We start from the raw sequence: 22,369 nt of genomic DNA, 5'->3' as shown, positions 1-22,369 counted from the left end.
ACCCTGCCCGCTGTCCGGGCGGCTACGCAACGAGGTGCCGACAGCCTGTGTCCTATGTCATAACCAATCAGCATCACCTCTCTTATTCAAGCATCAGCCGGATATGCCGGACTGATCCGAATAGTCAGAGACCGGCTGCCTGGTCGTACCGCTGGCGCAACTCGGCCATCCGCTGCTCCCCCAGCGACTCCTGCCGCGCCTCCTGCTGGTAGCGCTCGGGAAAGAGCTGCCCCACCCGGTCGGTGAACGAGACCTCGTTGGTCGCCTCGGCCACCTGCACGGTCGGCGGATCGGTGGCCATCGAAACCACCACCGGACCGACGAGCTTGACCGCCCAGTCCCAGGGCCGGTTCGGCTCGGCCACCCCGCAGAGGTGGAACCCGTACGCCGTCCGGACCGCCTCGACGGTGGTCGCCTCGGCCGGTTCGAAGCCGAAGACCCGTACCCCGCAGACGAGTGTGGACTCGGCGGTCGTGTCGCCGGCGTGCTCGCCGTGACCCTGGTGCTGCTCCGGTTCGAGCTGTTCGAGCACCACGACCAGGCGGCGGCCGAGCTGGCTGGCGAGATCGTCGGCAGGCGGCGTCCCCGAACCGGCGTTGTTTGCCACGAGGACGACCGTGGCCGACACCGCCAGCAGGATGACGGCGACCCAGACGAACCGGTTACGCCACCAGTCCGACACTCGTGCCGACGGGACCTCTTCCGGAGAAACTCGCATGTCTTCCCATCACGGATCGAACCCCGGCGGGATCGCCAACGCGGTCAGATCGCGTGGTGGTGGCGGCGATTCCGGGGCGTGTCTGAGCATTGGTCACAGCCCGGTCCGGGGCGCCGCTCGACGCGACGGCCACCGCCTGGTGCCTGATCCGGCTCCGCCGACCGGCGTGGTTGCCCCCGACGCCGTGGCGATACCGACCATCGGAGCACGCCGGGCGGCGCCCGGTCAATGGTTACCCGTCGATCCGTTCGGCCCGTGGCGGGAACACCGGACCGGTCACGACCGCCCGGCCGCCGCCCGTACGGTGTGGTTGAGCAGCAACGCGGTGGTCACCGGACCGACACCGCCGGGAACCGGGGTGAGTCCGGCGGCCCGGTCGGCGACCGAATCCGCGTCCACGTCCCCGACCAGGCCGCCGTCCTCGGTCGGGTTGGTGCCGACGTCCACCACGACCCCGCCCCGCTTGACGTGCTCGGCGGTCACCAGCCCGGCCCGGCCCGCCGCGACGACCAGGACGTCGGCCGTCGAGGTGACGGCGGCCAGATCCGGGGTACGCGAGTGGCAGACGGTCACCGTGGCGTGCCGGTCCAGCAGCAGGTGGGCGACGGGTTTGCCGACCACGGTCGACCGTCCGATCACGGCGACCCGCCGCCCGGCCAGCTCGACGCGGTGGTGGTCCAGGATCGCCAGCACCGCCGCGGCCGTCGCGGGCGGGTACGCGGGCAGACCGGCGGCGAGCCGGCCGAGACTGAGCGGGTTCGCGCCGTCGACGTCCTTGTCCACCGCGATGGCGTCGGCCAGGTCCTCCAGCCTCGCCCCGGCGGGCAGCGGAGTCTGCAGGATGACGCCGTGCACCAGGTCGTCGGCGCTGAGCCGGGTCAGCGTGGCGCGGATCGTCGCCGGGTCGGCGTCGCCACCCAGCTCGACGACGTCACAGCTGATCCCGATCTTGACGGCGGCGGTACTGATCGAGCGTACGTACCAGGCGCTGGCCTCGTCGTCGGTGGCGACCACGACGGTGAGCCGGGGTGGTGTTCCGGCGGCGGCGAGCGCGGCGGCCCGCTCTGCGGTCTCGGCCCGGATGGCGGCCGCGAGTTCACGGCCACCGAGCAGCAGCCCGCTCATCCGGCGATCCCGGCCCGTACGGCGGCGGTGACCCGGTCGGCGCGGGCGGCGAGCCCGTCGACCCGGTCCGCGGCCGCGACGAGTGCGGCGCGGGCGGCGTCGTCGCGTACGCCGCTGAGGTTGATCTCGACGTTGACCCGGGCGGTGGTGGCGGCGGCGCGGGCGGCCTCGACGGCGGCGGCCACGTCGGAGCTGACGTTCGGGTTGCCGATCGGCAGCAGTTCCTCGGCCAGGGTCAGGATCGTCGCGGCGGTGGCGATCACCCGGGCGGGTGGCTGCGCCGCGCCGACCAGGGCGGCGGCGATCGCGGCCGAGCGGGCGGACCGTTGCGCCTCGGACTCCTTGGGCAGCCGGTAGGCGTCGCTGACCTCGGTGAAGGCGGCCGCGTCGGCGGCGGCGAGCCCGAGGGCGGCGTCGCGTAGCTCGTCGGCGCCGTCCCGGATCCGGTCGATGGTGTCGCGATGCTCGGCGTACTTCTCACCGGTGCTGTAGCGGGCGACCATGCCGAGCAGCGCGGCCGCCTGGGCGGCGTGCAGCGCGGCGGTCGCGCCGCCACCGGGTGCCGGGACCCGGTCGGCGAGCCGGTCCAGGAAGTCGCCGATCTTCTCGTCGCGCATCCGCGCTCGTCCTCCGCGTCGATGGCCCCTACTGCCGGGACCGATCCTGCCAGGGACCCCGGTCGCGCCTCGGCAGGCCCCCACCGGCCCCCCGGAAACTAAGATCAGTCCCGTCAACCATCGGGTCGGCGACGCGGAACGTGAGGCGGTGAGGGTCGGATGCAGCAGCAGGAGCGCCCCGGTGGGGTGGATCTCGCCCGGTTGAAGCAGCGGATGGGTCGAGTCGGGGTGTGGAGCAGCCGACTCAGCCTGGAACCGGCCGCCACCGCCGGTGCGGTGGTCGCCGAACTCGAAGACCTCGGCTACGGCACCGTCTGGGTCGGTGAGACCCCGGCCAGCAAGGAAGCACTGGTCCACGCGGGCATCCTGCTCAACGCGACCCGACAGATCATGATCGCCACCGGCATCGTCAACATCTGGGGCCGCGACGCCACCGCCGCGTCGAACGGGGCGAAGGCCCTGGCCGAGGCATCCGGCGACCGGTTCGTCCTCGGCCTCGGCGTCAGCCACGCCCCGCTCGTCTCGACTCGTGGTCACGACTACCGCCGGCCCCTGGCCGCAATGCGCGCCTACCTCGACGCCATGGACGCCGCCCCGTACGAGGGTCCGGTGACCGCGCCCGCGCCCCGGATGCTGGCCGCGCTGCGGTCGGGCATGCTCGAACTGGCCGGCACCCGGACCGAGGGTGCCCACCCGTACTTCGTCACCCCCGAGCACACCGCGCTGGCCCGCGCGACCCTCGGCCCCGAGCCGGTGCTCGCACCGGAGCAGACCGTCGTGCTGACCAGCGATCCGGACCGGGCCAGGGCGATCGGACGGACCTTCACCACCGGTTACCTGGCGATGCCGAACTACCACCGGCACATGCTCGCGCTCGGCTGGGACGAACGGGATCTCGCCGACGGCGGCAGCGACGAGCTGGTCGACGCGATCGTCGCCTGGGGCGAGCCGGAGCAGATCGCCGAACGGATCCGGGCGCACCACGACGCCGGTGCCGACCACGTCTGCGTACAGCCGCTGGCCGGCACCGCCGACGAGCAGTTGGCGCAGCTACGGGCGCTGGCGCCGGTACTGGCCGGGAACTGAGCCGCAGCCGGACACCGCCCCGGCCGGAGCACCGCGGGTCGACCGGGTCGCGCGGGTCAGGCGGCCCGCCGGCCCGGCCCGGTCGTCACACCTCGACCTGGCCGCCGGTACGCCAGTACCAGCCGTCCTCGCGCGCCATCAGCCCCTCGGCGATCAGGTAACGCCGCAGCGACACCCAGTCCGTCTCGTAGAAGGCGCGCAGCACCGCGTCGACCTCGCGCTCGGAGAACCGCACGCCGGGCTCGAACGCGGTCACGATGTGCTCCAGCAGCACCCGGCGCTTGCCGGCCTTGGCCGGGATCATCACCAGCCGGTCGTCCCGCAGGAACGTGCGCAACACCTTTTCCCGGTCACTACCCACGCTTTGCACCGTAGCCGGCCCGGCAACCCGTTTTCCGGAGCGACCGGACCGCCCGGCGGCGCCGCGCTACGCCCCCGCCGCCGGCTCCGCGTCGGCGAGCACCACCGGCGGCGGGGTGATCGGCAGGTAGACCCGGAACCGGGTGTCACCCGGCTTCGAGGTGACCCTGATGTCGCCCCGGTGCTTGGTCACCACTATCCGGTACGAGATGTCCAGGCCGAGCCCGGTCCCCTCGCCCACCGGCTTGGTGGTGAAGAACGGCTCGAAGATCCGGTCCCGGATCTCCTCCGGGATCCCCGGCCCGGTGTCCCCGATCTCGACCACCAGCATGTCGCCCTCCCGGCCGGTACGCACCGAGAGGACCCCGCTGTCGCCCATCGCGCCGAGCGCGTTGTCGATCAGGTTGGTCCAGACCTGGTTCAGCTCCGCCGCGTACGCCGGGATGGCGGGCAGGTCCGGGTCGTAGTGCTTCTCCTTGCGGACCCCGGGCGGGATCTTCGCCTTCATGATGGTCAGCGTGGCGGTGAGCAGGTCGTGCACGTCCACCGTCTGGAACGGCGCCCGGTCCAGTTGGGTGTACTGCTTCGCCGCGCCGACCAGGCCGGAGATCCGCCCGACCGCGTCGTCGATCTCGCCCATCAACTGCTCGGTCTCGACGCTGTAGGTGAGCCAGCGCACCGCCGGGTCGAGATTCTCCGTACCGACGGCGAGCGCGACCTGGTCCAGCCACCCGGTGTCGATGCCGGCGGCGACCAGCGTCGGAGCCAGCCGCCACCCGTCGACGAAGTCGTGCTCGTCGAGCCAGTCGGTCAACGTGTCCTCGGCGTCGCTGGTCTCCAGCGCGGACAGCGGCGGGGCGCTCGCGGCCCGCTTGACCGCCTCGTCCTGCAACTCGACCAGGTGGTGCAGCCGGGTGCCGTCGAGCCGACCATCCGCGATCATGGCGAGCTTGTGCCGCATGCCGGCGACCTGGCCGCGCAGGGTCGACGTCGCGCGTACGGCCGCCGCGGCGGGATTGTTCAGCTCGTGGGTCAGCCCGGCCGACAGCGCGCCGAGGGCGAGCAACCGCTCCCGTTCACCGAGCAGCGACTGGGTTCGCCGCATGCCGTAGAACAGCCCCTCCAGCAGGTGCACCGCCATCGGGAACCACTCCCGCATCGCGCTGGCGAAGACCGCCGCCGGCAGCACGAACAGCTTGCAGTCGGTGATCGCCCGCAGCGTGTTGGCGTAGAGCTGGTCCGGATCGTCCGGCATGTACGCGCGGATCGCGCCGCCGTACACCCCGCGCTGACTGGTCCGGATGACCTCGACCTCCTCGCCGCGCACCCGGCCGCTCTGCATCACCGTGCCGTCGAGCAGGACGTAGAAGCAGGTCGCCGGCTCACCCTCGGCGAAGATGCAAGTCTCCGCCTCGCGCCGCTCGACCCGGCCCTGCTCGGCGAGCCAGTCGAGCTGGTCGTCGTCGAGCTTCTCGAACAGGAACAGGGTGCGTAACTGCTCCCGGTCCAGCCGCTCGGTCTCCTGCTCACTCATTGCGCCTCCAGATACCGGTGTACCACCGTGACCGCCATGGCGCCCTCGCCGACCGCCGAGGCGACCCGCTTCACCGAGTCGGCCCGTACGTCACCGGCGGCGAACACCCCCGGCAGGCTCGACTCCAGGTGGTACGGGTCGCGGGGCAACGACCAGCCGGCCGGCCGACGCCCGTCGCGCAGCAGCGCCGGTCCGGTCACGATGAAGCCGCGCTCGTCCCGGGAGACCACGCCCTCCAGCCAGTTCGTCCGGGGCTCGGCGCCGATGAAGATGAACAACCAGGAGGTGTCGACCGTACGCGTGGCGCCGGTGCCGCGCTGGCAGAGCGTCAGCCGCTCCAGGTGGTCCTCGCCGTGGCCGCCGACGACCTCGGTGTTCGGGTGCACGGTGATGTTCGGGCACCGTTCGACCTGCTCGATCAGGTACCGGGACATCGACGTCGCCAGGCTGTCGCCGCGGATGACGATGTTGACCCGGTGGGCGTACCGGGCGAAGTGCAGGGCGGCCTGACCGGCGGAGTTCGCACCGCCGACGATGTAGACCTCCTCGCCGCTGCAACTGGGCGCCTCGGTCGCGGCGGAGCCGTAGAAGACGCCGCGCCCGGTCAGCTCGGCCAGGCCCGGTGCGTCCAGCAGCCGGTAGGAGACGCCGGTGGCCAGGACGGCGGCGTGCGCGGCGAGCGAGGTGCCGTCGCCGAACCGGAGCAGGCGGGCGGTGCCGGCCGCTTCGAGGCCGACCACCTCACGGGTGCTGAGGATCTCCGCGCCGAACTTCAGCGCCTGCCGGCGGGCCCGGTCGGTCAGCTGGGCCCCGGACACCCCCTCGGGGAAGCCGAGGTAGTTCTCGATCCGGCTGCTCTGGCCGGCCTGCCCACCGGTCGCCCGCTGCTCGACCAGGACCGTACGCAGTCCCTCGGAGGCGGCGTAGACGGCGGCACCCAGCCCCGCCGGGCCGGCACCGACGACGATCACGTCGTAGAAGTCGGACGCGGGCGTGGTGCTCAGGCCCACGTGTCCGGCCAGGTCCGCCTCGGTCGGCATGACCAGCGCCTTACCGTCCGGGGTGATCACGACCGGTACGTCGGCGGCGGTGAGGTCGGCCGCCGTGAGCAGCCGTTCCCCCTCGGGTTCGTCGGCGAGCAGCCACCGGAACGGCACCAGGTTGCGGGCCAGGAAGTCGCGCATCGCGAACGACGGGGCGGACCAGCGGTGCCCGATCACCCGGGTCTCGCTGCCCGACATGTCCGGGGTGGCGAGCCACACCTCCAGCAGGTTGTCCAGCACCGGGTAGAGCTTCTCCTCCGGCGGGTCCCAGGGCTTGAGCAGGTAGTGGTCGAGGTCGACGATGTTGATCGCGTCGATGGCGGCGTCGGTGTCCGCGTACGCGGTCAGCAGCACCCGCCGGGCCTGCGGGAACAGGTCCATCGCCGATTCCAGGAACTGGATGCCGTTCATCTGCGGCATCCGGTAGTCGGCGAGGATCACCGCGACCTGCTCACCGCGCAGCTTCAGCTCCCGGAGGGCGGCCAGCGCCGCATCGCCGGAGTCGGCCCGGACCACCCGGTACCGGTCGCCGTAGCGGCGCCGGATGTCGCGCGCCACGGCACGCGAGACCGCGGGATCGTCGTCGACGGTCAGGATCGCGGGGTTCACCATGAAGTTTCATCCTGAAGGAGAGGTGGAGCTGCCTGCCAAGTTCTCCGGCAACCCTAGATGACCGGGGCGGTCACGCCGACCGTCCGGTCAGCGGCCGAACCGCCGGGACGGCGACGAACAGCGCATTTCGCGTACCGGCGGACGCACCGGCGCCCGCGTGCAAGGCTCGCGACATGCTGGCCAGGGTCGCGGCGCACCGATGCGGGTGCTGATCGTCACCGCCGGGTCACGCGGCGACGTCGCGCCGTACACCGGTCTGGGTGCCCGGCTGCACGCGGCCGGGCACCGGGTCACGATCGCCGCCCAGCCCTCGTTCGCCGACCTGGTGACCGGCTGCGGCCTGGACTTCGCGCCGCTCGCCGGCGACCTGGGGGCGCTGCGGGCGGCCGGCGGACGGCCGGACCGGCCCGGTGCCGGGGCCCGGAACGTGAGCGACTTCGTCCGGCTCGGCACCCGGTTCGTCGACGAACTCGGCGACGGCATCCGCGCCGCCGCCGACCGGGGCGTCGACCTGCTGCTCTGCTCGACCACCACGGCACCGCTGGGCTACTCCGTGGCCGAACGGCACGAGGTGCCGAGCATGGGCGTGTTCCTGCAACCGATCCACCCGACCCGGGAGTTCCCGCCGATGGTGCTCGGCGCCCGGTCCCTGGGCCGGTGGGGCAACCGGACCGCCGGCCGGCTCGGGCAACTCGTCGCCCGGCGGGTCTACGCGCGCGCCTCCCGACGGCTGCGCCACCGGCTGGGTCTCGCCCCGACCCGGCTGCACAGCATGGTGGAGGCGGCGATGACCCGAGGCTGGCCGATCCAGCACGGTTTCAGCCCGAGCGTGGTGCCCCGGCCGGCGGACTGGCGCCCCGGCCTGGAGGTGGTCGGCTACTGGTGGCCTGCGGCGTCACCCGGCTGGCGACCCTCGCCGCTCCTGGTCGACTTCCTCGACGCCGGCCCGCCACCGGTCTACGTCGGCTTCGGCAGCATGGTCGGCGGCGACGACCAGTTCCGCGCGCTGGTCACGGCCGCGCTGCGCCGGGCCGGCGTACGCGGGGTGATCCAGGTCGACGACGGGGCGGACCACCCGGTCCGGGCGGTCTCCGCCGACGTGATCACCATCGGGGAGGCGCCGCACGACTGGCTCTTCCCCCGGATGGCCGCCCTGGTACACCACGCCGGCTGCGGCACCACCGCGGCCGGGCTCCGGGCCGGGGTGCCGGCCGTCCCGATCCCGATGATGGCCGACCAGCCGTTCTGGGCCGCCCGGCTCGCCGCGCTCGGCGTCAGCCCGGACACCGTGCCGGCCGGGCGGCTCGACGAGGTCCGGCTCGCCGCCGCGATCCGGTCCGCCGTCACCGAACCGGGCTTCGCCGACCGGGCCCGGTCGATCGCGGCCCGCCTGGCCGCCGAGGACGGCGCCGGTGCCGTCGTACGGGCGGTCGACCGGCTCGCCGGCTGACGCCCACCCCCGTTCGGGCGACATATCCGATCCGCCGCCCTCGACCGGCCCGGCGGATGACAGGGTCTGTGAAAGGGCACCGCGAGCAGGCTGGAGGGGGCATGGGCGCACGCACGTACGTCGTGGCCGGTGGCACCAGCGGACTCGGGCTGGAGGTCGCCCGCAAACTGGTCACCGACCACCGGGTGTTCGTGCTCGGCAACGTCGCCGACGAGGTCGCCGCCACCACCAGCGAACTCGAATGCGCCGGCGCCACCTGCGACGTCTCCTCGTACGACCAGGTCGCGCACGCGCTCGACGACGTCACCAGCCGCTACGGGGCGATCGACGGGCTGGCGCACTGCGCCAGCATGTGGGCCGGCGGTGCGCTGGAGGAGATGTCGCCGGACGCGCTGCGCAAGGCGATCGAGGTCAACGTGCTCGGCACGGTGTACCTGCTGCGCGAGGCGCTGATCCGGATGCGCGAACGCGGCCGGGGCAACATCGTCTACATCGGCGCGATGGCGGTCGACAAGCCGCGACCCGGCATCCCCGTCTACCGGGCCACGAAGAACTTCGGCAAGAGCCTCGTCGAGTCGCTCGCCCAGGCCGAGGGGACCGACGGCGTCAAGGTGATGCAGATCCACCCCGGCCCGATGCACACCCGGCTCCAGGAGCGGGTCGGCGCCGAGTTCCTCGACGAGGTCTACGCCGAGCCCGAGCAGGTGGCCCGGGAAGTGGTACGGCTGCTGCTCCTGGAACCCGACGAGCTGTACCTCTCGGGTCAGGAAGTCCTCCGCGCCGACGGCAGGTGGTAAGCGCCGGACCCGCGACCGCCGAGCCGTCCACCTCGGCGTGGGCGCCGCTACGCGGTGCCGCGTACCGCAACCTGTGGCTGGCGCTGCTGGCGGCGAACATCGGCACCTGGATGCAGACCGTCGGCGCGCAGTGGCTGCTGATCGACGAACGCAACGCCTCGACCCTGGTCTCGTTGGTGCAGACGGCGAGCATGCTGCCGATCCTGCTGCTGGCGTTGCCGGCCGGGGCGCTGGCCGACGCGTTCGACCGGCGGCACCTGCTGATCGCGGTGCAGCTCTACCTCGCCGCCGTCGGCCTGCTGCTGACCGTCCTGACGGCGACCGGACGGATGCCGCCGGCGCTGCTGCTCACCCTCACCTTCGCCATCGGTGTCGGGCAGGCGCTCACCCTGCCGTGCTGGGCGGCGATCATCCCCGAACTCGTGCCGCGCAACCAGTTGCAGTCCGCCTCGGCGCTCGGCTCGATCAGCGTGAACGCCGCCCGGTCGATCGGCCCGGCGATCGCCGGACTGCTGATCGCCCGCTCCGGGGTGGCGCCGGTCTTCGCCATCAACGCGGTCGCCGTACTGGTCTTCGGGTTCGCGCTGTTCCGCTGGCGTACCGAGCACGCGCGTGCGGTCGAGGTGCCGGAGCGGTTCACCGCGGCGCTGCGCGCCGGTGGCCGGTTCGTCCGCCACTCCCCGGTGGTCCGCCGGCTGCTGCTGCGGGCACTGCTCTTCCTCGTCCCCGGCAGCGCGTTGTGGGCACTGCTGCCGCTGGTGGCCAACCGCCAGCTGCACCTGAACTCCAGCGGGTACGGCATCCTGCTCGCCGCGCTCGGCGTCGGCGCGATCGCCGGCGGGCTGATCCTGCCCTGGGTACGGGTGCACCTGACCGCCGGCCAGTTCCTGCTCACCGCGGGCCTGCTCTACGGTGCGGCGCTGGTCGTCGTCGCGCTGGTGTCCAGCCTGCCGGTGGTGCTGATCGCGCTGGTCCCGGCCGGGGTGGCCTGGGTGACCGTGCTGTCGAACCTGAACGCGGAGATCCAGCTCTACCTGCCCGGCTGGGTACGCGCCCGGGGCCTCGCGGTCTACCAGGTGGTCTTCGCCGGTGGGCAGGCGATCGGCGCCCTGGTCTGGGGGGTGGTCGGTGACATGGCCGGGCTGGTCGTCGCGCACCTCGCCGCGGCCGTACTGATGCTGCTCGGCGCGGTGACGGTACGCCTCTGGCCCCTGCCCGACCTGCGCGGCAACAACCAGGACCCGGAGGCGTACTGGCCGGCGCTGCGGCTGACCCACGAACCCGACCCGCGGATCGGGCCGGTGGTGATCCTGGTGTCGTACGTGGTGCGGGCCGAACACGAGAGCGCGTTCATCGACGCGATGGAGCTGGTACGGGGTTCGCGGCAGCGTACCGGTGCGACCCGGTGGGGGCTGTACCGCGAGGGTGAGTCACCGGCGTGTTTCGTCGAGGTCTACCAGCTGCCCTCCTGGGACGAGCACCTGCGCCAGCACGGCGGCCGGTTGACCGGCACCGACCGGGAGGCGGAGCAGCGGGCGGTGGCGCTGGCCGACGGCATCCCCCAGGTACGTCACCTGCTGCCGACGGAGGCCGGCTCGTGAGCGGCGGCGAGCGGCGACCGTTGCGGATCCGGGCCGCCGGGGAGGGCACCCGGGTCAACCGCCTGGAACTCTTCTTCGACCTGGTCTTCGTCTACGCCTTCATCAACATCTCGCGGGCGACCACCGACCACCTGACCGGGATCGGGCTGCTGCGCGCACTGCTGATCATCGCGCTGCTCTGGTGGTGCTGGGTCGCCTACGCCTGGGCCGGAAACTCGGTCCGGTCCGGCGAGGGCATGGTGCCGGCGGCGCTGTTCCCGGCCATGGCCGCGATCTTCGTCGTGGCCCTGACGGTCGCCGAGGCGTTCGTCGACATCCCCGGTGGCCTGTCCGGGCCGCTCGTCTTCGCCTGCTGCTACTTCTTGATCCGGATTCTGTACGTGGTGTTGCAGTGGCACGCCGCCGCCGACCAGCCGCAGTTGCGCGCCCAGTTGGTCCGGGTGAGCGCGACGATCGTGCTCGCCACCGGCTTCCTGCTGCTCGCCGCGCTGGTGCCGGAGCGGCTGCTGCACGGGTCGGCGCGTACCTGGACCCAGATCGGCTTCTGGACGCTCGCCATACTGGCCGAGTACGGCTCCGGTTTCCTGGCCGCGCCGCACGGCTGGCGGATCGCCTCGGCCGACCACTGGGCCGAGCGGTTCGCGCTGATCCTGCTGGTCGCGTTCGGCGAGCTGATCATCTCGGTCGGGGTCGGCGGCACCCAACTCCCCCATCCGATCACCTGGCCGCTGATCATCGCGGCCGTGCTCGGCATCATGGTGACCGTCGCCCTGTGGTGGGCGTACTTCGACATCGTGGCGCTCGCCGCCGAGCAGGCGCTGCACGCCGCGCACGGGCTGCACCGGGTGATCCTCGCCCGGGACGCCTACATCTACCTGCACCTGCCGATGATCGCCGGGCTTCTGCTGCTGTCGCTGGGTGGCAAGGAGGCGCTCAAGCACATCGGCGACCCGAAGATCTGGCATACGCCGATGCACCCGGTGGCGGTCACCCTGCTGTACGGCGGGATGATCCTCTACCTGCTCGGGCACCTCGGCTTCCAGTTGCGGATGCTGGGCACGGTGACCTGGACCCGGGTCGGCACGATCACGCTGACCGCCGCGCTGATCCCGCTCGCCGTCAACGTGCCCGGACTGGTGGCGCTGAGCCTGCTGGCCGCGACGAGCGTCGCACTGGTCGGCAGCGAACTCGTCCTGCTGGCCAGTTCCCGGCGCAGCATCCGGGCGGCGGCCCTGGAGGAACATCTCGCGAGCGAGGCACGGGAGAACGCCTGGCGCCGCCAACACCGCTGACCACCGGCCCGCCGCTCGCCGGTGACGAAGATCCGGACACCGGTACGGGCACCCGGCGTCCCAAGGTCGTTAGGATTCGACCGGTGAGCTGCCCGGCACCGGAACACCGGTCGGTCCGGTGCCGACCGGCGGCGGAAATGGGGAGAAGATGGGCCTGCGCGAGGACGCCGCGACACTTCGGGACGAACTGGTCGCGCTCCGCCGCGAGCTGCACCAGATCCCCGAGATCGGCCTGCACCTGCCGCGAACCCAGGAACGGGTGCTCGCCGCGCTCGCCCCGCTACCGCTGGAGATCAGCACCGGCACCGACCTCACCTCGATCACCGCCGTGCTGCGCGGCGGCCGCCCCGGCCCGGCGGTCCTGCTCCGGGGAGACATGGACGCGCTGCCGGTCGCCGAGGGCACCGGCCTGGCCTACACCTCCCGGCACGACGGTGTCATGCACGCCTGCGGCCACGACCTGCACACCGCCGGCCTGGTCGGCGCCGCGCGGCTGCTCAGCGCCCGGCGCGACGAGCTGGCCGGGGACGTGGTGTTCATGTTCCAGCCCGGCGAGGAGGGCTTCGACGGCGCCAGCCACATGATCTCCGAGGGGGTGCTCACCGCCGCCGGCCGCCCGGTCGCCGCCGCGTACGGGCTGCACGTGCTCGCCGGCACCCTGCACCGGGGCGTGTTCTCGTCCCGGCCGGGCCCGCTGATGGCCGCCTCCGCCGGGCTGTTCGTCCGGGTCGTCGGCGCCGGTGGGCACGGCTCCACCCCGCACAACACCCTCGACCCGATCCCGGTCGCCGCCGAGATGGTCACCGCGTTGCAGACCATGGTCACCCGGCGGTTCAACGTGTTCGACCCGGTGGTGCTGACCGTGGGCGTGTTCCACGCCGGCACCCGGCGCAACATCATCCCGGACGACGCGGCCTTCGAGGCGACCGTACGCAGCTTCTCCTCGGCGACGAACGCGCAGGCCGGCGAGTACGCGGTCGCACTCTGCGAGCACATCGCCGCTGCGCACGGAATGCGGGTCGAGGTCCGGTTCGAGCAGGAGTACCCGGCGACGGTCAACGACGCCACCGAGCACGAGTTCGTCGCGGAGACCGTACGTGACGTCTTCGGACCCGACCGGTTCGAGGACCTGGTCGACCCGATGACCGGCTCCGAGGACTTCTCCCGGGTCCTGGACCTGGTGCCGGGGGCGTACCTGTTCCTCGGCGCCTGCGCCGGCGACGACCCGAAGACGGCGCCGAGCAACCACTCGCCCCGGGCCGCCTTCGACGACAGCGTGCTCGCCGACGGGGCCGCCCTGCTCGCCGAACTCGCCGCCCGGCGACTCGCCGCGCCACGCGTACCCTGACCAATACTGGTTGCACCCACCGCTCGCCCCCGTACGGGAGGTAGCCCCATGAGTACGACCGGCGACCCGTTCTCCGTCCGGCTCCGTCAGGCGACCTGGTCGGAACACCAGGCGGCCGAGTCCGAGGAGTACGTCTCGGCGCTGGTCGCGGGCGACCTCGACCGGACCGGCTACGCGACCCTGGCGGCCCAGCACCACGCCATCTACCAGGCGCTGGAGACGGTCGCCGACGACCTGCGCGACCACCCGGTCGTGGGCCGGTTCGTCGACGACCGGCTGACCCGGCTACCCGCACTCGTCGCCGACCTGGAGTTCCTCGCCGGACCGGACTGGGCCGACCACCTCCCGACCCACCCGACCACACGGGAGTACGCGGCCCGGATCCGTACCGTCGGTGAGACCTGGCCGGCCGGATTCGTCGCCCACCACTACACCCGCTACCTCGGCGACCTCTCCGGCGGGCTGGCCATCGGCCGGTCCCTGACCCGCACCTACCGTCTCGGTGACGGCCCCGGTGCGCTGTTCTACCGGTTCCCCGGCATCCCCGACCCGCGCGCCTACAAACAGGCGTACCGCGAACGCCTCGACGCGCTGCCGCTGGACGAGGCGCAACAGGCCGAGGTCGTGGACGAGGTACGCGTCGCCTACCGGTACAACATCGCCGTCCTCGCCGAACTCGGCCGGGCCACGGGCCGGGCCGGGGAGGTGGCGGCATGAGCGACACCGACGTCTTCACCCCGGACGTGGTCGCCGCGATCGGTCGCCACATGAACGACGACCACGCCGACGACTCGCTGCTCATCTGCCGTACGCTCGGCGGCCAGCCGGCCGCGACCGGGGCCCGGATGACCGGCCTGGACGCCGACGGCATCGAGTTCGACGCCGCCGTTGACGGCATCACCGTGCCGGTCCGGGTCCCGTTCGGTCACCGCCTCACCGAACGGGCCGAGGTCCGCCGGGAGGTGGTCCGGATGTACCGGGAGGCGTGCGCGTCGCTCGGCCTGCCACCGAGGGAACCGGCCTGACCCGCACCCGCTGCCACCGGCCGGGTCCACCGTGGATCCGGGACCGCACCACCGTCCGAGGAAAGGCACCACAGACGTGACCAGCACACTTCCGCAACGGGTCCTGGTGACCGGCGCGGCCGGACTGATCGGTCGCGCCGTCCTGGCCGACCTCGCCGACCGGGGCGTACCGGCGACCGCACTCGTGCTGGAGGCCGCCGACGACCTGCCGGCGAACCGGATCGTGGTCGGCGACGCCGGTGACCCCGAGATCGTCCGCGCCGCGCTGGCCGGCGTGGACGCCGTGGTGCACCTGGCGGCGATCCCGGCCCCGCACCTGGACACCGCGCAGGCGGTGTTCACCCGCAACACCCGCGCGACCTTCGCGGTGCTGGAGGAGGCCGGCCGGGCCGGTGTGCGCCGGGCGGTGATCGCGTCCAGTTTCTCCGTGACCGGCCTGCCCTGGGCCGAGGTCGAACTGCATCCGGCGTACGTGCCGGTCGACGAGGCGCTGCCGTTGCAGGTGACCGAGGCGTACGCGCTGAGCAAGCAGGCCGACGAGGCGACCGCCGCGATGATGGCCCGCCGGCACGGGGGCAGTGTCGTCGCGCTCCGGCTGCCGTTCGTCGGGCAGCACGACGACCGGCTGGCCCGCCGGGCCGCCGAGTTCGCGCGGGACCCGGCCTCCGGCGCCCGCGACCTGTGGAGCTACCTCGACGTACGCGACGCCGCGCGGGCCTGCTGGCTCGGGCTCACCCGGCCCGGTCCGGGAGCGCACGTGCTCTTCGTCGCCGCCGACGACATCCTCGCCCCGTTCCCGACCGAGGAACTGCTCGACCGCTTCCACCCCGAGGTGCCCCGGCGGGCGGCGCTGCCCGGCCGGGCCTCGGCGATCGACACCCGGGCCGCACGGGAGGTGCTGGGCTTCGAACCGGAGCACCACTTCGAAGCCGACCCCGCCCTGCTCGCCTGAGCACCACCCGCCAGCCCCGTCCCCCACCCCCGCCGCCGGCTGATCGGCGTGCCCGGACCAGCCGAGAAGGACCGATGACCGAGCCCGAACTGCCCGTACTGCCCGAGACCCAGGCACCCTGGCCGGCGCGGGACGGCCTGCGGATCACCCGGGTACGGGCGATCGTCACCGCGCCCGAGGGGCCGCCGCTGGTGGTGGTCCGGATCGACACCAACGAACCGGGCCTGTACGGGCTCGGCTGCGCCACCTTCACCCAGCGCTTCACCGCCGTGGTCGCGACCATCGAGCAGCACGTCGCCCCGATGCTGATCGGCCGGCACCCGGCCGACATCGAGGACATCTTCCGGATGGTCCACTTCTCGTCGTACTGGCGCAACGGGCCGGTCACCAACAACGCGCTGGCCGGGGTGGACCTCGCCCTGTGGGACATCGCCGGCAAACGGGCCGGGATGCCGGTCTACGAGCTGCTCGGCGGGCGGGTCCGGACCGCCGCCCAGTGTTACATCCACGCCGGCGGTGCCACCGTCGCCGAAACCCTGGACCAGGCGCGGGAATTCATGGCGGCCGGCTACCGGCACATCCGCCTCCAGGTCGGTCAGCCGGGCCTGGGCGCGTACGGCGCCGCCGGGGTGGGCGGCGGCTATCCGGGGCAGCCGTACCCGGACGGCTGGGACGTGCAGCAGTACCTGCGGACCACCCCGGCGCTGTTCGCCGCCGCCCGGACCGAGCTGGGCGAGGAGGTCGAGCTGCTGCACGACGTACACAGCCGGCTCTCGCCGAAGCAGGTGGTGCTCCTGGCCCGCGCGCTGGAGCCGTACCGGTTGTTCTTCCTGGAGGACGTCATCCCACCGGAGGAGTACGACCGGCTGCCGCAGATCCGTGCCGAGTCGCCGGTGCCGATCGCGGTCGGGGAGCAGGTCAGCTCGGTCGCGGACGCCGCCCGGCTGGTCCTCGGCGGCGGGGTGGACCTGCTCCGGCTGCACATCACCGCGGTCGGCGGGCTGACCCCGACCCGCAAGCTGGTGGCGCTCTGCGAACTGAGCGGGGTGAAGACCGCCTGGCACGCGCCGGCCGACGTCTCCCCGATCGGTGCGGCGGCGAACGTGGCCCTCGACGTCACCACGCCCGCGTTCGGCATCCAGGAGGGACACGAGTACAACGAGGCGGCCCGCGAGGTCTTCCCGGGCACGCTGGTGACCCGCAACGGTTACCTCTACCCGAACGACGCTCCCGGTTGGGGGATCGAGTTGGACGAACGGCTCGCCGCGAAGCATCCGCCGGTCACCCACCTGCACGAGCGTTGGTCGGCGCGGGTCCGGCGCCCCGACGGCGGTATCGAGGCACCGTAGTGTTCCCGGCCCGTACCCGACCGGGTACGGGCCGGGCCGTCGGTGCTCAGCGGTGGAAACCGACGAACCAGCCGGGGTGGTCGGTGTGCCGCATCGGGTGGGCGCGCGGAGCCCCGACGCCGAGATCGGCGCTGGTCATGAGCTGTTGGACGCCGCCGTCGCCGGCGCGGTGGTAACCGGCGGGAACGCAGTCCCGGACGTCCGGGGAGCCACCGGAGGAGAGGTTGAAGTCGCCGCCGACGACCACCGGGGCGGTCGAGCCGACCATCGCCCGCATCGCGGGTATCTCGACGTCCAGCAGCCGCCGGCACTGCCGCATCGCGATCGACGGCGACAGGTACGTCAGGTGCGTCGTGCAGGCGTAGTACGCGCCGGCCGCCGCCACGCAGAGCCACACCCGCATCTCGTCCGGGTAGCCGCCCTGGTCCGGGTAGAGCCCGTTGAACACCGACACGTCACCCGGGTGCGCGGCGGGCACCCGGCCGAGGATCCCGATGCCGTACTCGTCGCCGTTGCGGCACCGGTAGGGCCGGGAGCCGTCGGGCAGGTCGCCGGCCGGCTGGAACGCCCAGAAGACCCGGTCGCCGGGGAAGTTGCGGACCATCGCCGGGTGCAGGGCGGTCGCCACGTCGTCCCGGCAGATCTCGTTCAGGGTCACGACCTGCGGACGCAGCGCAATGATCGCGGCGTACGCCTCGCCGACCGCCCGGCCGTCGTTACGCCCCGCGTAACACCCCGCGAAGCCACTGTTGCAGAGGTTGAGCTGGAGTACGCCGAAGCCGACCCCGTCCGGCTCCGCGCCGTCCTGCGCACCGCCCCACCCACCCAGGTCGGCGCAGGGGCCCACCTCGGGACAGAACCGCTGTACGCCGGAGATCGGGTCGACCTGCGGCCGGGGCCGACCGGGCCGGAGCGGGGCAGGTGGTCCGGCGACCACCGCCACCAGCAGCAGCACGGTGAGCACGGCGAACGCCCGGCTGCCGGGCGACCGGCGTACCGTTCGCCGCACCCCGCGCCACCAGGGGCGCTTCGGGAAGGAAGTCATTCGCGCGCCGCCCCGTCGGTCACCGAACCGGTGACGCCGTCGATGCCCACGCCGGAACAGGCGAGATCGCGCCGAGGGTAACCGATGTCCGGCGGCGCACCGCACCGCCTCGCCGCCACCGGAGGGCGCCGGTGCCCTCCCCGCGTCGCCGGAGCCGGCTATGCTCGCACCGGTATCCCCGTCGATGGCCCGCGTGCGCCGCGAAGCACGTCCCGTGTGAACGACAACCGAAGTGGCGGCTCCGCCACCACCGGATGAGCCCGCAGAGCCGGCCGAGCGTCCGGATCCGCTCCCGCGCCGACCTACGCGCCGCCCGCCGTCCCCGCGCCCACCGGTGCTGGGGCCATCTGATCGCCGCTCCCCTCTGGCCACTGCACGAGGCGAACCTCGGCACCCTGTTACGCACCTGCGACGCGGTCGGCGCGTGCCTGGCCGTACCGCCGTTCGGGTGGGTGGACCGGGCCGTGGAGCGGGGCAACACGCTGCGCCGGCCGACCTGTGTGCACCGGGTCGGTGCTCCGCTGCGCTGGTTGGCCGCGGAACGTGCCCGTGGTTCGCACATCCTCGGCGTCGAGTTGGCCGAGGAGGCGATCCGGCTCGCGGACCTGCCCACCGCGCGTCGCCGTACGGTGGTGCTGCTCGGCCACGAGGCGACCGGAATACCCGCCGACGCCCTGGACACCCTCGACGCCGTTGTCGAGATTCCGATGGTCGGCACCGGGATGAGCCTCAACGTGGCGGTGGCCGGCTCGCTGGTCCTCTACAAACTCGCCGGACTGATCTGACGACGGAGCGTAAGCCCTGCTCAGGGCCGGGCGGTTGCAGAGATCACTGTCTTATTTCTGACTGGCTGTCTTTGCGCAGGTCGCTTCGATCAAGCCGGCGGGCCGTACGAAATCGGGGTTTCGCGGGGTGGGCCGGCGAGCGCAATATCTCCTGGGTCCTCGCCGGACCACGGCGAACATCCCTGCCCGGCGGGCCCATCCTCTTCCCCTTCCGTTCCCATCACGAGGAGACACCCCTTTGTCTTCGAACACCGTGTCCCGTCGCTCGCTGCTCGCCGCCGGTGGCCTCACCGCCGCCGGCGCGGCCGGCATCCTCGGGCTCGCCGCCCCGGCCTCGGCCCACCAGGCCGAGCCGCCCGCCCCCACCCCCACCACCGCCCTCGACCGGCTCGTCGCCGGCAACAAGCGCTTCTACAAGGGCAACTCCCGCCACCCGCACCAGTCCCTGAGAGACCTACGGGAACTGGCCAGCGGGCAGCACCCGTTCGCCATCACGCTCGGCTGCGCCGACAGCCGGGTCGCCCCGGAGATCCTGTTCGACCAGGGTCTCGGTGACCTGTTCGACAACCGGGTCGCCGGCAACATCGTGGACGACCTGCTGCTCGGCAGCATCGAGTTCGCGATCGAGGAGTTCGGGGTGCCGCTGATCGTGGTCCTCGGTCACGAGCGCTGCGGCGCCATCTCCGCCACTGTCGACGCGATCGAGCACGGCGGTCACGCGCCCGGCAAGATCGGCACCATCGTGGAAGCCCTGCGTCCGATCGTCGAGCCGCTGGTCGGCGGCCCGGGTGACGTCGTCGAGGCAGCCGTACAGGCGAACGTGCTGGCCCAGGTGCAGGCTCTGCTCGCCCAGAGCGAGATCATCCGGGAGAAGGTCCACGCCGGCGCCCTCGGCGTCGTCGGCGCCCGCTACGACCTCGACAACGGCAAGGTCACCCTGCTCGGCTAGATCCTGCGGTACGACCACCGCCGGCCCGGCTCCCCCCGGCCACCGACGGCGAGGTGCCCCGGTCCGCTGCTCGCGGGCCGGGGCACCTCTGCTTGGTGATCGGGTTACGGAGTTACGGCAGGACGCGCTTGTCCGCGTCGAGGTTCGCGCTCAACCGGATGGTGATGAACTCGTTGTTGTCCGGCTGGCCCGGGGTCCGCCCGTTCGACGACGGGAAGTTGTTGTCGTTGAGCACACCGAGCGTCCGGTCGTCCAGGATGACCAGGCCCTCGATGGTGGTGAACGGGAACCGGAACACCGGCCCGAACCCGCCGATGTCGTGCGGGTTGTTGATGTTGAGCAGGTCGGCGACCAGGGTCTTGTCGACCTTGCCGTCCTTGTCCCGGTCCCGCCGGTCGATCAGGTAGATCTTCTTCGACAGGGCGGCGGCACCCTCACCGTTGTCCCGCTCGATGATCAGCATCCGGTTGTTGTCGACGCTGATCGCGTCACCGATCGCGTTGCTCGGCGAGTCGAGCTGGTAGATCCACCGGTCGGCGGCGTACTCGCCGGTGACCAGGTCGAACCGGTGCAGCCGCAGCGCACCGGCCGGGTCACCGGCGACGGTCCCCTCCAGCAGCGGGTAGAGCGAACGACCGTCCGGGGAGAGCGCCATGCCCTCGAAGCCCTTGCTGCCGGGCAGGTTCGGCTGGCCGGCCGGGTTCTCCGGGGCCCGTACGCCCGGCAGCGGCACCGGAGCCTGCAACAGTCGACCGGCCCGGTCGAAGTGCAGCAGGTACGGGCCGAACTCGTCGCCGATCCAGTACGAGCCGTCCTTGGTCTTGACCATCGACTCGATGTCGAAGTCGGAGCCGGTGAGTACCCGGTCCGGGCGGGTCAGCGCGAACGGCACCAGCCCGTTCGGGTCGGTCAGGTTCAGCCCGCCGAGCACGTCGACGGCTCCTGTGCCGAAGTTCGGCGCCACCCGCTGGATCCGCAGGACGAAGTCGGCGCTGTTGGCCTTGTTGCCGAAGCCGTTGTCGGTGAGCACGTCGAAGGTGCCGTCGGTGTTGCGCTGCACCCCGCTGAAGCCCTGCACCGGCTGGTCGGCGAAGGGGGCGACGACCCCGTTGACCGGGGCGGTGCCGAGCAGCGACCCGGACGGTTCGCTGCCGGGGACGAAGGACAGGGCCGGCAGAGCGGCGAAATTGGTGAGGGTGGCCTGGCGGAACGGCTTCGCCGGTCCACCCTGCCCGGTGAGGTTGACCTCGTTGCGGTCGGCCCCGATGAGGTTGGCCGCGGCGGTGGGCACGGCGAGTACGGCGAGCGTCAACGCGCCGATACCGAGGCCGAGACCGAGCCGTCGAGCGGTAGCTGTCATGGCCGGCACGGTAGGCGTCCCGGTTGAACTGCGGTTGACCGGGAATTGTCGATCATTCAATGACCAGGGGGCACGGTCTGCCCGACCGTGCCCCCCGAACCTCCGTCGACCGTCTGCGGTGCCTCAGCCGCCGAGCCGGCGCACCATGTTCATCACCGTCTCCAACTGCGGTCCACCCTTGATCGGGTACGCGGTGCTGCCGAGGTAGCCCCACCAGTCCCAGCACCCGTTCGGGTTCACCGCCGAGGCGGTGGCCTGCGGGTAGAGCACGATCAGCCGGTTCGTGTCGGCGTACTGGTTGAGGTTGGCCCGGTCCACGAAGGCCGTACCGACGCTGTTGTAGCCCTGCTGGCAACCGTGCAGCGCGACGAGCAGCTTGCAGGACTGGCCGGAGGCGCAGGTCGAGGGCACGTACGCGAATCCGGTGCCGCCCATGCTCAGGCCGGCCGCGAGACCGTTCACCGCGAACGTGTTCTGGTTGAAGCTGGTCAGGGTGCCACCCAGCGGGCCGGTGTTCGGCGCGCTGACCGAGCCGAGCAGCTTGCGCAGGAAGGTGTTCTGCGGGTCCGTGCCGCAGTCGTTCAGGAACGGCGACACCGTCGCGGTGCAGGCACCCGTGCCGTACGGCGTCACCCAGGCGTGGCCGGCGGACGAGCCGCTGTCGTACTGCACGCTGGCGCCGAAGTGCTGGTAGTAGCGGACCAGGTCGTCGGTGACCGACTTCTTGATCGCCGTGTCGTTGTTGCCGTGGTAGACGTAGACGGGCTGGCCGGACAGCCGGCTGACCGGGTCCACCCAGCCGTACGCGGCCCAGGTCCGGGTGTAGGTCTGAAGGTTGCTCAGGTACGTCGGCAGACTGTTGTCGGCGCAGCCGTACAGGGCCTGGCTGACGTTGTTCTGGGCACAGTAGTACGGGCCGGCGGCGAAGATCGCCGCCCCCTTGATCCGGCTGGAGTAGGCAACCTGCAACTGGGTCGCCAGGTAGCCGCCGGACGAGACCCCGGCGACGTACACCCCGGACACCTGGTACGTGCCCAGCGAGCCGGCGACCGGCGCCTTCGTGTACGGGGTGGCGGCAGCCCGGGCCGGGGCGGCGCCGGGGACGAGCAGGGACAGGGCCGCGGCGGCGGCGGTGATGCTGCGTGCGAGGAACCTCATGGGACGCCCTCCTGATGGGAAGACGCCGGGCGGTGGGGCGCGGCGTGCACCGAGGCTAGGAGCGCGTCGACCGGCCCCGACACCCTCGTACGTGACATGTCTCACCACGTACGAGTGTGGTCGGACGCCAGTGCGCGCCCCGACGAACGTCGGGACGCGCACG

The 22,369-nt window shown here is 72.3% G+C and carries 21 protein-coding genes; 12 read left to right on the top strand and 9 right to left on the bottom strand.

Features of this window, described 5'->3' with window-relative positions; translation table 11 throughout:
• Window positions 1-124: 124 nt before the first annotated feature.
• The 3 genes from ACZ6QQ_RS11410 to ACZ6QQ_RS11400 all read right to left on the bottom strand — a co-directional run bounded on the left by ACZ6QQ_RS11410 (window position 125) and on the right by ACZ6QQ_RS11400 (window position 2,460).
• Window positions 125-718 carry a hypothetical protein gene (locus ACZ6QQ_RS11410; protein ID WP_465875860.1) on the bottom strand — a complete coding sequence of 198 codons (594 nt, stop codon included), beginning with the start codon at window positions 716-718 and terminating at the stop codon, window positions 125-127.
• A 276-nt stretch (window positions 719-994) separates the two neighbouring features.
• Complete coding sequence (locus tag ACZ6QQ_RS11405) at window positions 995-1,843, bottom strand: bifunctional 5,10-methylenetetrahydrofolate dehydrogenase/5,10-methenyltetrahydrofolate cyclohydrolase (protein WP_465875859.1); 849 nt, start codon at window positions 1,841-1,843, stop codon at window positions 995-997.
• On the bottom strand, window positions 1,840-2,460 hold the full coding sequence (locus ACZ6QQ_RS11400) for a cyclodeaminase/cyclohydrolase family protein (protein WP_465875858.1): 621 nt from the start codon (window positions 2,458-2,460) through the stop codon (window positions 1,840-1,842). The genes ACZ6QQ_RS11405 and ACZ6QQ_RS11400 overlap by 4 nt, the downstream gene beginning before the upstream one ends.
• A 159-nt stretch (window positions 2,461-2,619) precedes the next feature.
• On the opposite strand from ACZ6QQ_RS11400, the gene ACZ6QQ_RS11395 reads away from it, so the two are divergent.
• Entirely contained in the window at window positions 2,620-3,546 is a 927-nt protein-coding gene (locus ACZ6QQ_RS11395) for a TIGR03620 family F420-dependent LLM class oxidoreductase (protein WP_465875857.1), read from the top strand.
• 85 nt (window positions 3,547-3,631) lie between these two features.
• Here ACZ6QQ_RS11395 and ACZ6QQ_RS11390 read toward each other — a convergent pair whose 3' ends face one another.
• The 3 genes from ACZ6QQ_RS11390 to ACZ6QQ_RS11380 form a co-directional block, all read right to left on the bottom strand.
• Window positions 3,632-3,907, bottom strand: coding sequence for a DUF2087 domain-containing protein (locus ACZ6QQ_RS11390; protein WP_465875856.1), 276 nt, complete (start codon window positions 3,905-3,907; stop codon window positions 3,632-3,634).
• A 66-nt stretch (window positions 3,908-3,973) separates the two neighbouring features.
• Window positions 3,974-5,440 (bottom strand): ATP-binding protein, encoded by a 1,467-nt coding sequence (locus ACZ6QQ_RS11385; RefSeq protein ID WP_465875855.1) that lies wholly within the window; start codon window positions 5,438-5,440, stop codon window positions 3,974-3,976.
• Window positions 5,437-7,095: an NAD(P)/FAD-dependent oxidoreductase gene (locus ACZ6QQ_RS11380; protein WP_465875854.1), complete on the bottom strand. Its 1,659-nt coding sequence runs from the start codon at window positions 7,093-7,095 to the stop codon at window positions 5,437-5,439. The genes ACZ6QQ_RS11385 and ACZ6QQ_RS11380 overlap by 4 nt, the downstream gene beginning before the upstream one ends.
• Before the next feature lie 199 nt (window positions 7,096-7,294).
• Here ACZ6QQ_RS11380 and ACZ6QQ_RS11375 point away from each other — a divergent pair, with 199 nt between their 5' ends.
• From ACZ6QQ_RS11375 to ACZ6QQ_RS11335, 9 genes are all read left to right on the top strand, one after another.
• A complete protein-coding gene (locus tag ACZ6QQ_RS11375; RefSeq protein ID WP_465875853.1) occupies window positions 7,295-8,545 on the top strand; it encodes a glycosyltransferase in 1,251 nt (416 codons plus the stop codon).
• Window positions 8,546-8,646: 101 nt separating this feature from the next.
• Window positions 8,647-9,342, top strand: a complete 696-nt coding sequence (locus ACZ6QQ_RS11370) for an SDR family oxidoreductase (protein WP_465875852.1) — start codon at window positions 8,647-8,649, stop codon at window positions 9,340-9,342.
• A complete protein-coding gene (locus ACZ6QQ_RS11365; RefSeq protein WP_465875851.1) occupies window positions 9,336-10,943 on the top strand; it encodes an MFS transporter in 1,608 nt (535 codons plus the stop codon). The genes ACZ6QQ_RS11370 and ACZ6QQ_RS11365 overlap by 7 nt, the downstream gene beginning before the upstream one ends.
• Window positions 10,940-12,235, top strand: coding sequence for a low temperature requirement protein A (locus ACZ6QQ_RS11360; RefSeq protein ID WP_465875850.1), 1,296 nt, complete (start codon window positions 10,940-10,942; stop codon window positions 12,233-12,235). Before ACZ6QQ_RS11365 ends, ACZ6QQ_RS11360 begins: the two co-directional genes overlap by 4 nt.
• A 148-nt stretch (window positions 12,236-12,383) precedes the next feature.
• Entirely contained in the window at window positions 12,384-13,583 is a 1,200-nt protein-coding gene (locus tag ACZ6QQ_RS11355; protein WP_465875849.1) for a M20 metallopeptidase family protein, read from the top strand.
• 48 nt (window positions 13,584-13,631) lie between these two features.
• Window positions 13,632-14,300, top strand: coding sequence for a biliverdin-producing heme oxygenase (locus tag ACZ6QQ_RS11350; protein ID WP_465875848.1), 669 nt, complete (start codon window positions 13,632-13,634; stop codon window positions 14,298-14,300).
• On the top strand, window positions 14,297-14,608 hold the full coding sequence (locus ACZ6QQ_RS11345; protein ID WP_465875847.1) for a DUF2470 domain-containing protein: 312 nt from the start codon (window positions 14,297-14,299) through the stop codon (window positions 14,606-14,608). The genes ACZ6QQ_RS11350 and ACZ6QQ_RS11345 overlap by 4 nt, the downstream gene beginning before the upstream one ends.
• 76 nt (window positions 14,609-14,684) lie before the next feature.
• A complete protein-coding gene (locus tag ACZ6QQ_RS11340; protein ID WP_465875846.1) occupies window positions 14,685-15,560 on the top strand; it encodes an NAD-dependent epimerase/dehydratase family protein in 876 nt (291 codons plus the stop codon).
• Between the two features lie 74 nt (window positions 15,561-15,634).
• Window positions 15,635-16,909 (top strand): enolase C-terminal domain-like protein, encoded by a 1,275-nt coding sequence (locus ACZ6QQ_RS11335; RefSeq protein ID WP_465875845.1) that lies wholly within the window; start codon window positions 15,635-15,637, stop codon window positions 16,907-16,909.
• A gap of 46 nt (window positions 16,910-16,955) precedes the next feature.
• Here ACZ6QQ_RS11335 and ACZ6QQ_RS11330 read toward each other — a convergent pair whose 3' ends face one another.
• Window positions 16,956-17,954, bottom strand: a complete 999-nt coding sequence (locus ACZ6QQ_RS11330) for an endonuclease/exonuclease/phosphatase family protein (protein ID WP_465875844.1) — start codon at window positions 17,952-17,954, stop codon at window positions 16,956-16,958.
• Window positions 17,955-18,208: 254 nt separating this feature from the next.
• On the opposite strand from ACZ6QQ_RS11330, the gene ACZ6QQ_RS11325 reads away from it, so the two are divergent.
• Both ACZ6QQ_RS11325 and ACZ6QQ_RS11320 read left to right on the top strand, forming a co-directional pair.
• Window positions 18,209-18,739 (top strand): TrmH family RNA methyltransferase, encoded by a 531-nt coding sequence (locus tag ACZ6QQ_RS11325; RefSeq protein WP_465875843.1) that lies wholly within the window; start codon window positions 18,209-18,211, stop codon window positions 18,737-18,739.
• A 238-nt stretch (window positions 18,740-18,977) separates the two neighbouring features.
• The gene (locus ACZ6QQ_RS11320; protein WP_465875842.1) at window positions 18,978-19,688 is read left to right on the top strand and encodes a carbonic anhydrase; all 711 of its coding nucleotides are present in this window, start codon (window positions 18,978-18,980) and stop codon (window positions 19,686-19,688) included.
• Between the two features lie 112 nt (window positions 19,689-19,800).
• Here the strand turns inward: ACZ6QQ_RS11320 and ACZ6QQ_RS11315 are convergent, their stop codons facing one another.
• The gene (locus tag ACZ6QQ_RS11315; RefSeq protein ID WP_465875841.1) at window positions 19,801-21,048 is read right to left on the bottom strand and encodes an esterase-like activity of phytase family protein; all 1,248 of its coding nucleotides are present in this window, start codon (window positions 21,046-21,048) and stop codon (window positions 19,801-19,803) included.
• A 123-nt stretch (window positions 21,049-21,171) separates the two neighbouring features.
• Complete coding sequence (locus ACZ6QQ_RS11310) at window positions 21,172-22,206, bottom strand: extracellular catalytic domain type 2 short-chain-length polyhydroxyalkanoate depolymerase (protein WP_465875840.1); 1,035 nt, start codon at window positions 22,204-22,206, stop codon at window positions 21,172-21,174.
• Window positions 22,207-22,369 lie beyond the last annotated feature (163 nt).

The sequence above is a fragment of the Micromonospora sp. NPDC049529 genome, from assembly GCF_055586685.1.
This window is presented reverse-complemented; position numbering and strand designations above follow the sequence as displayed.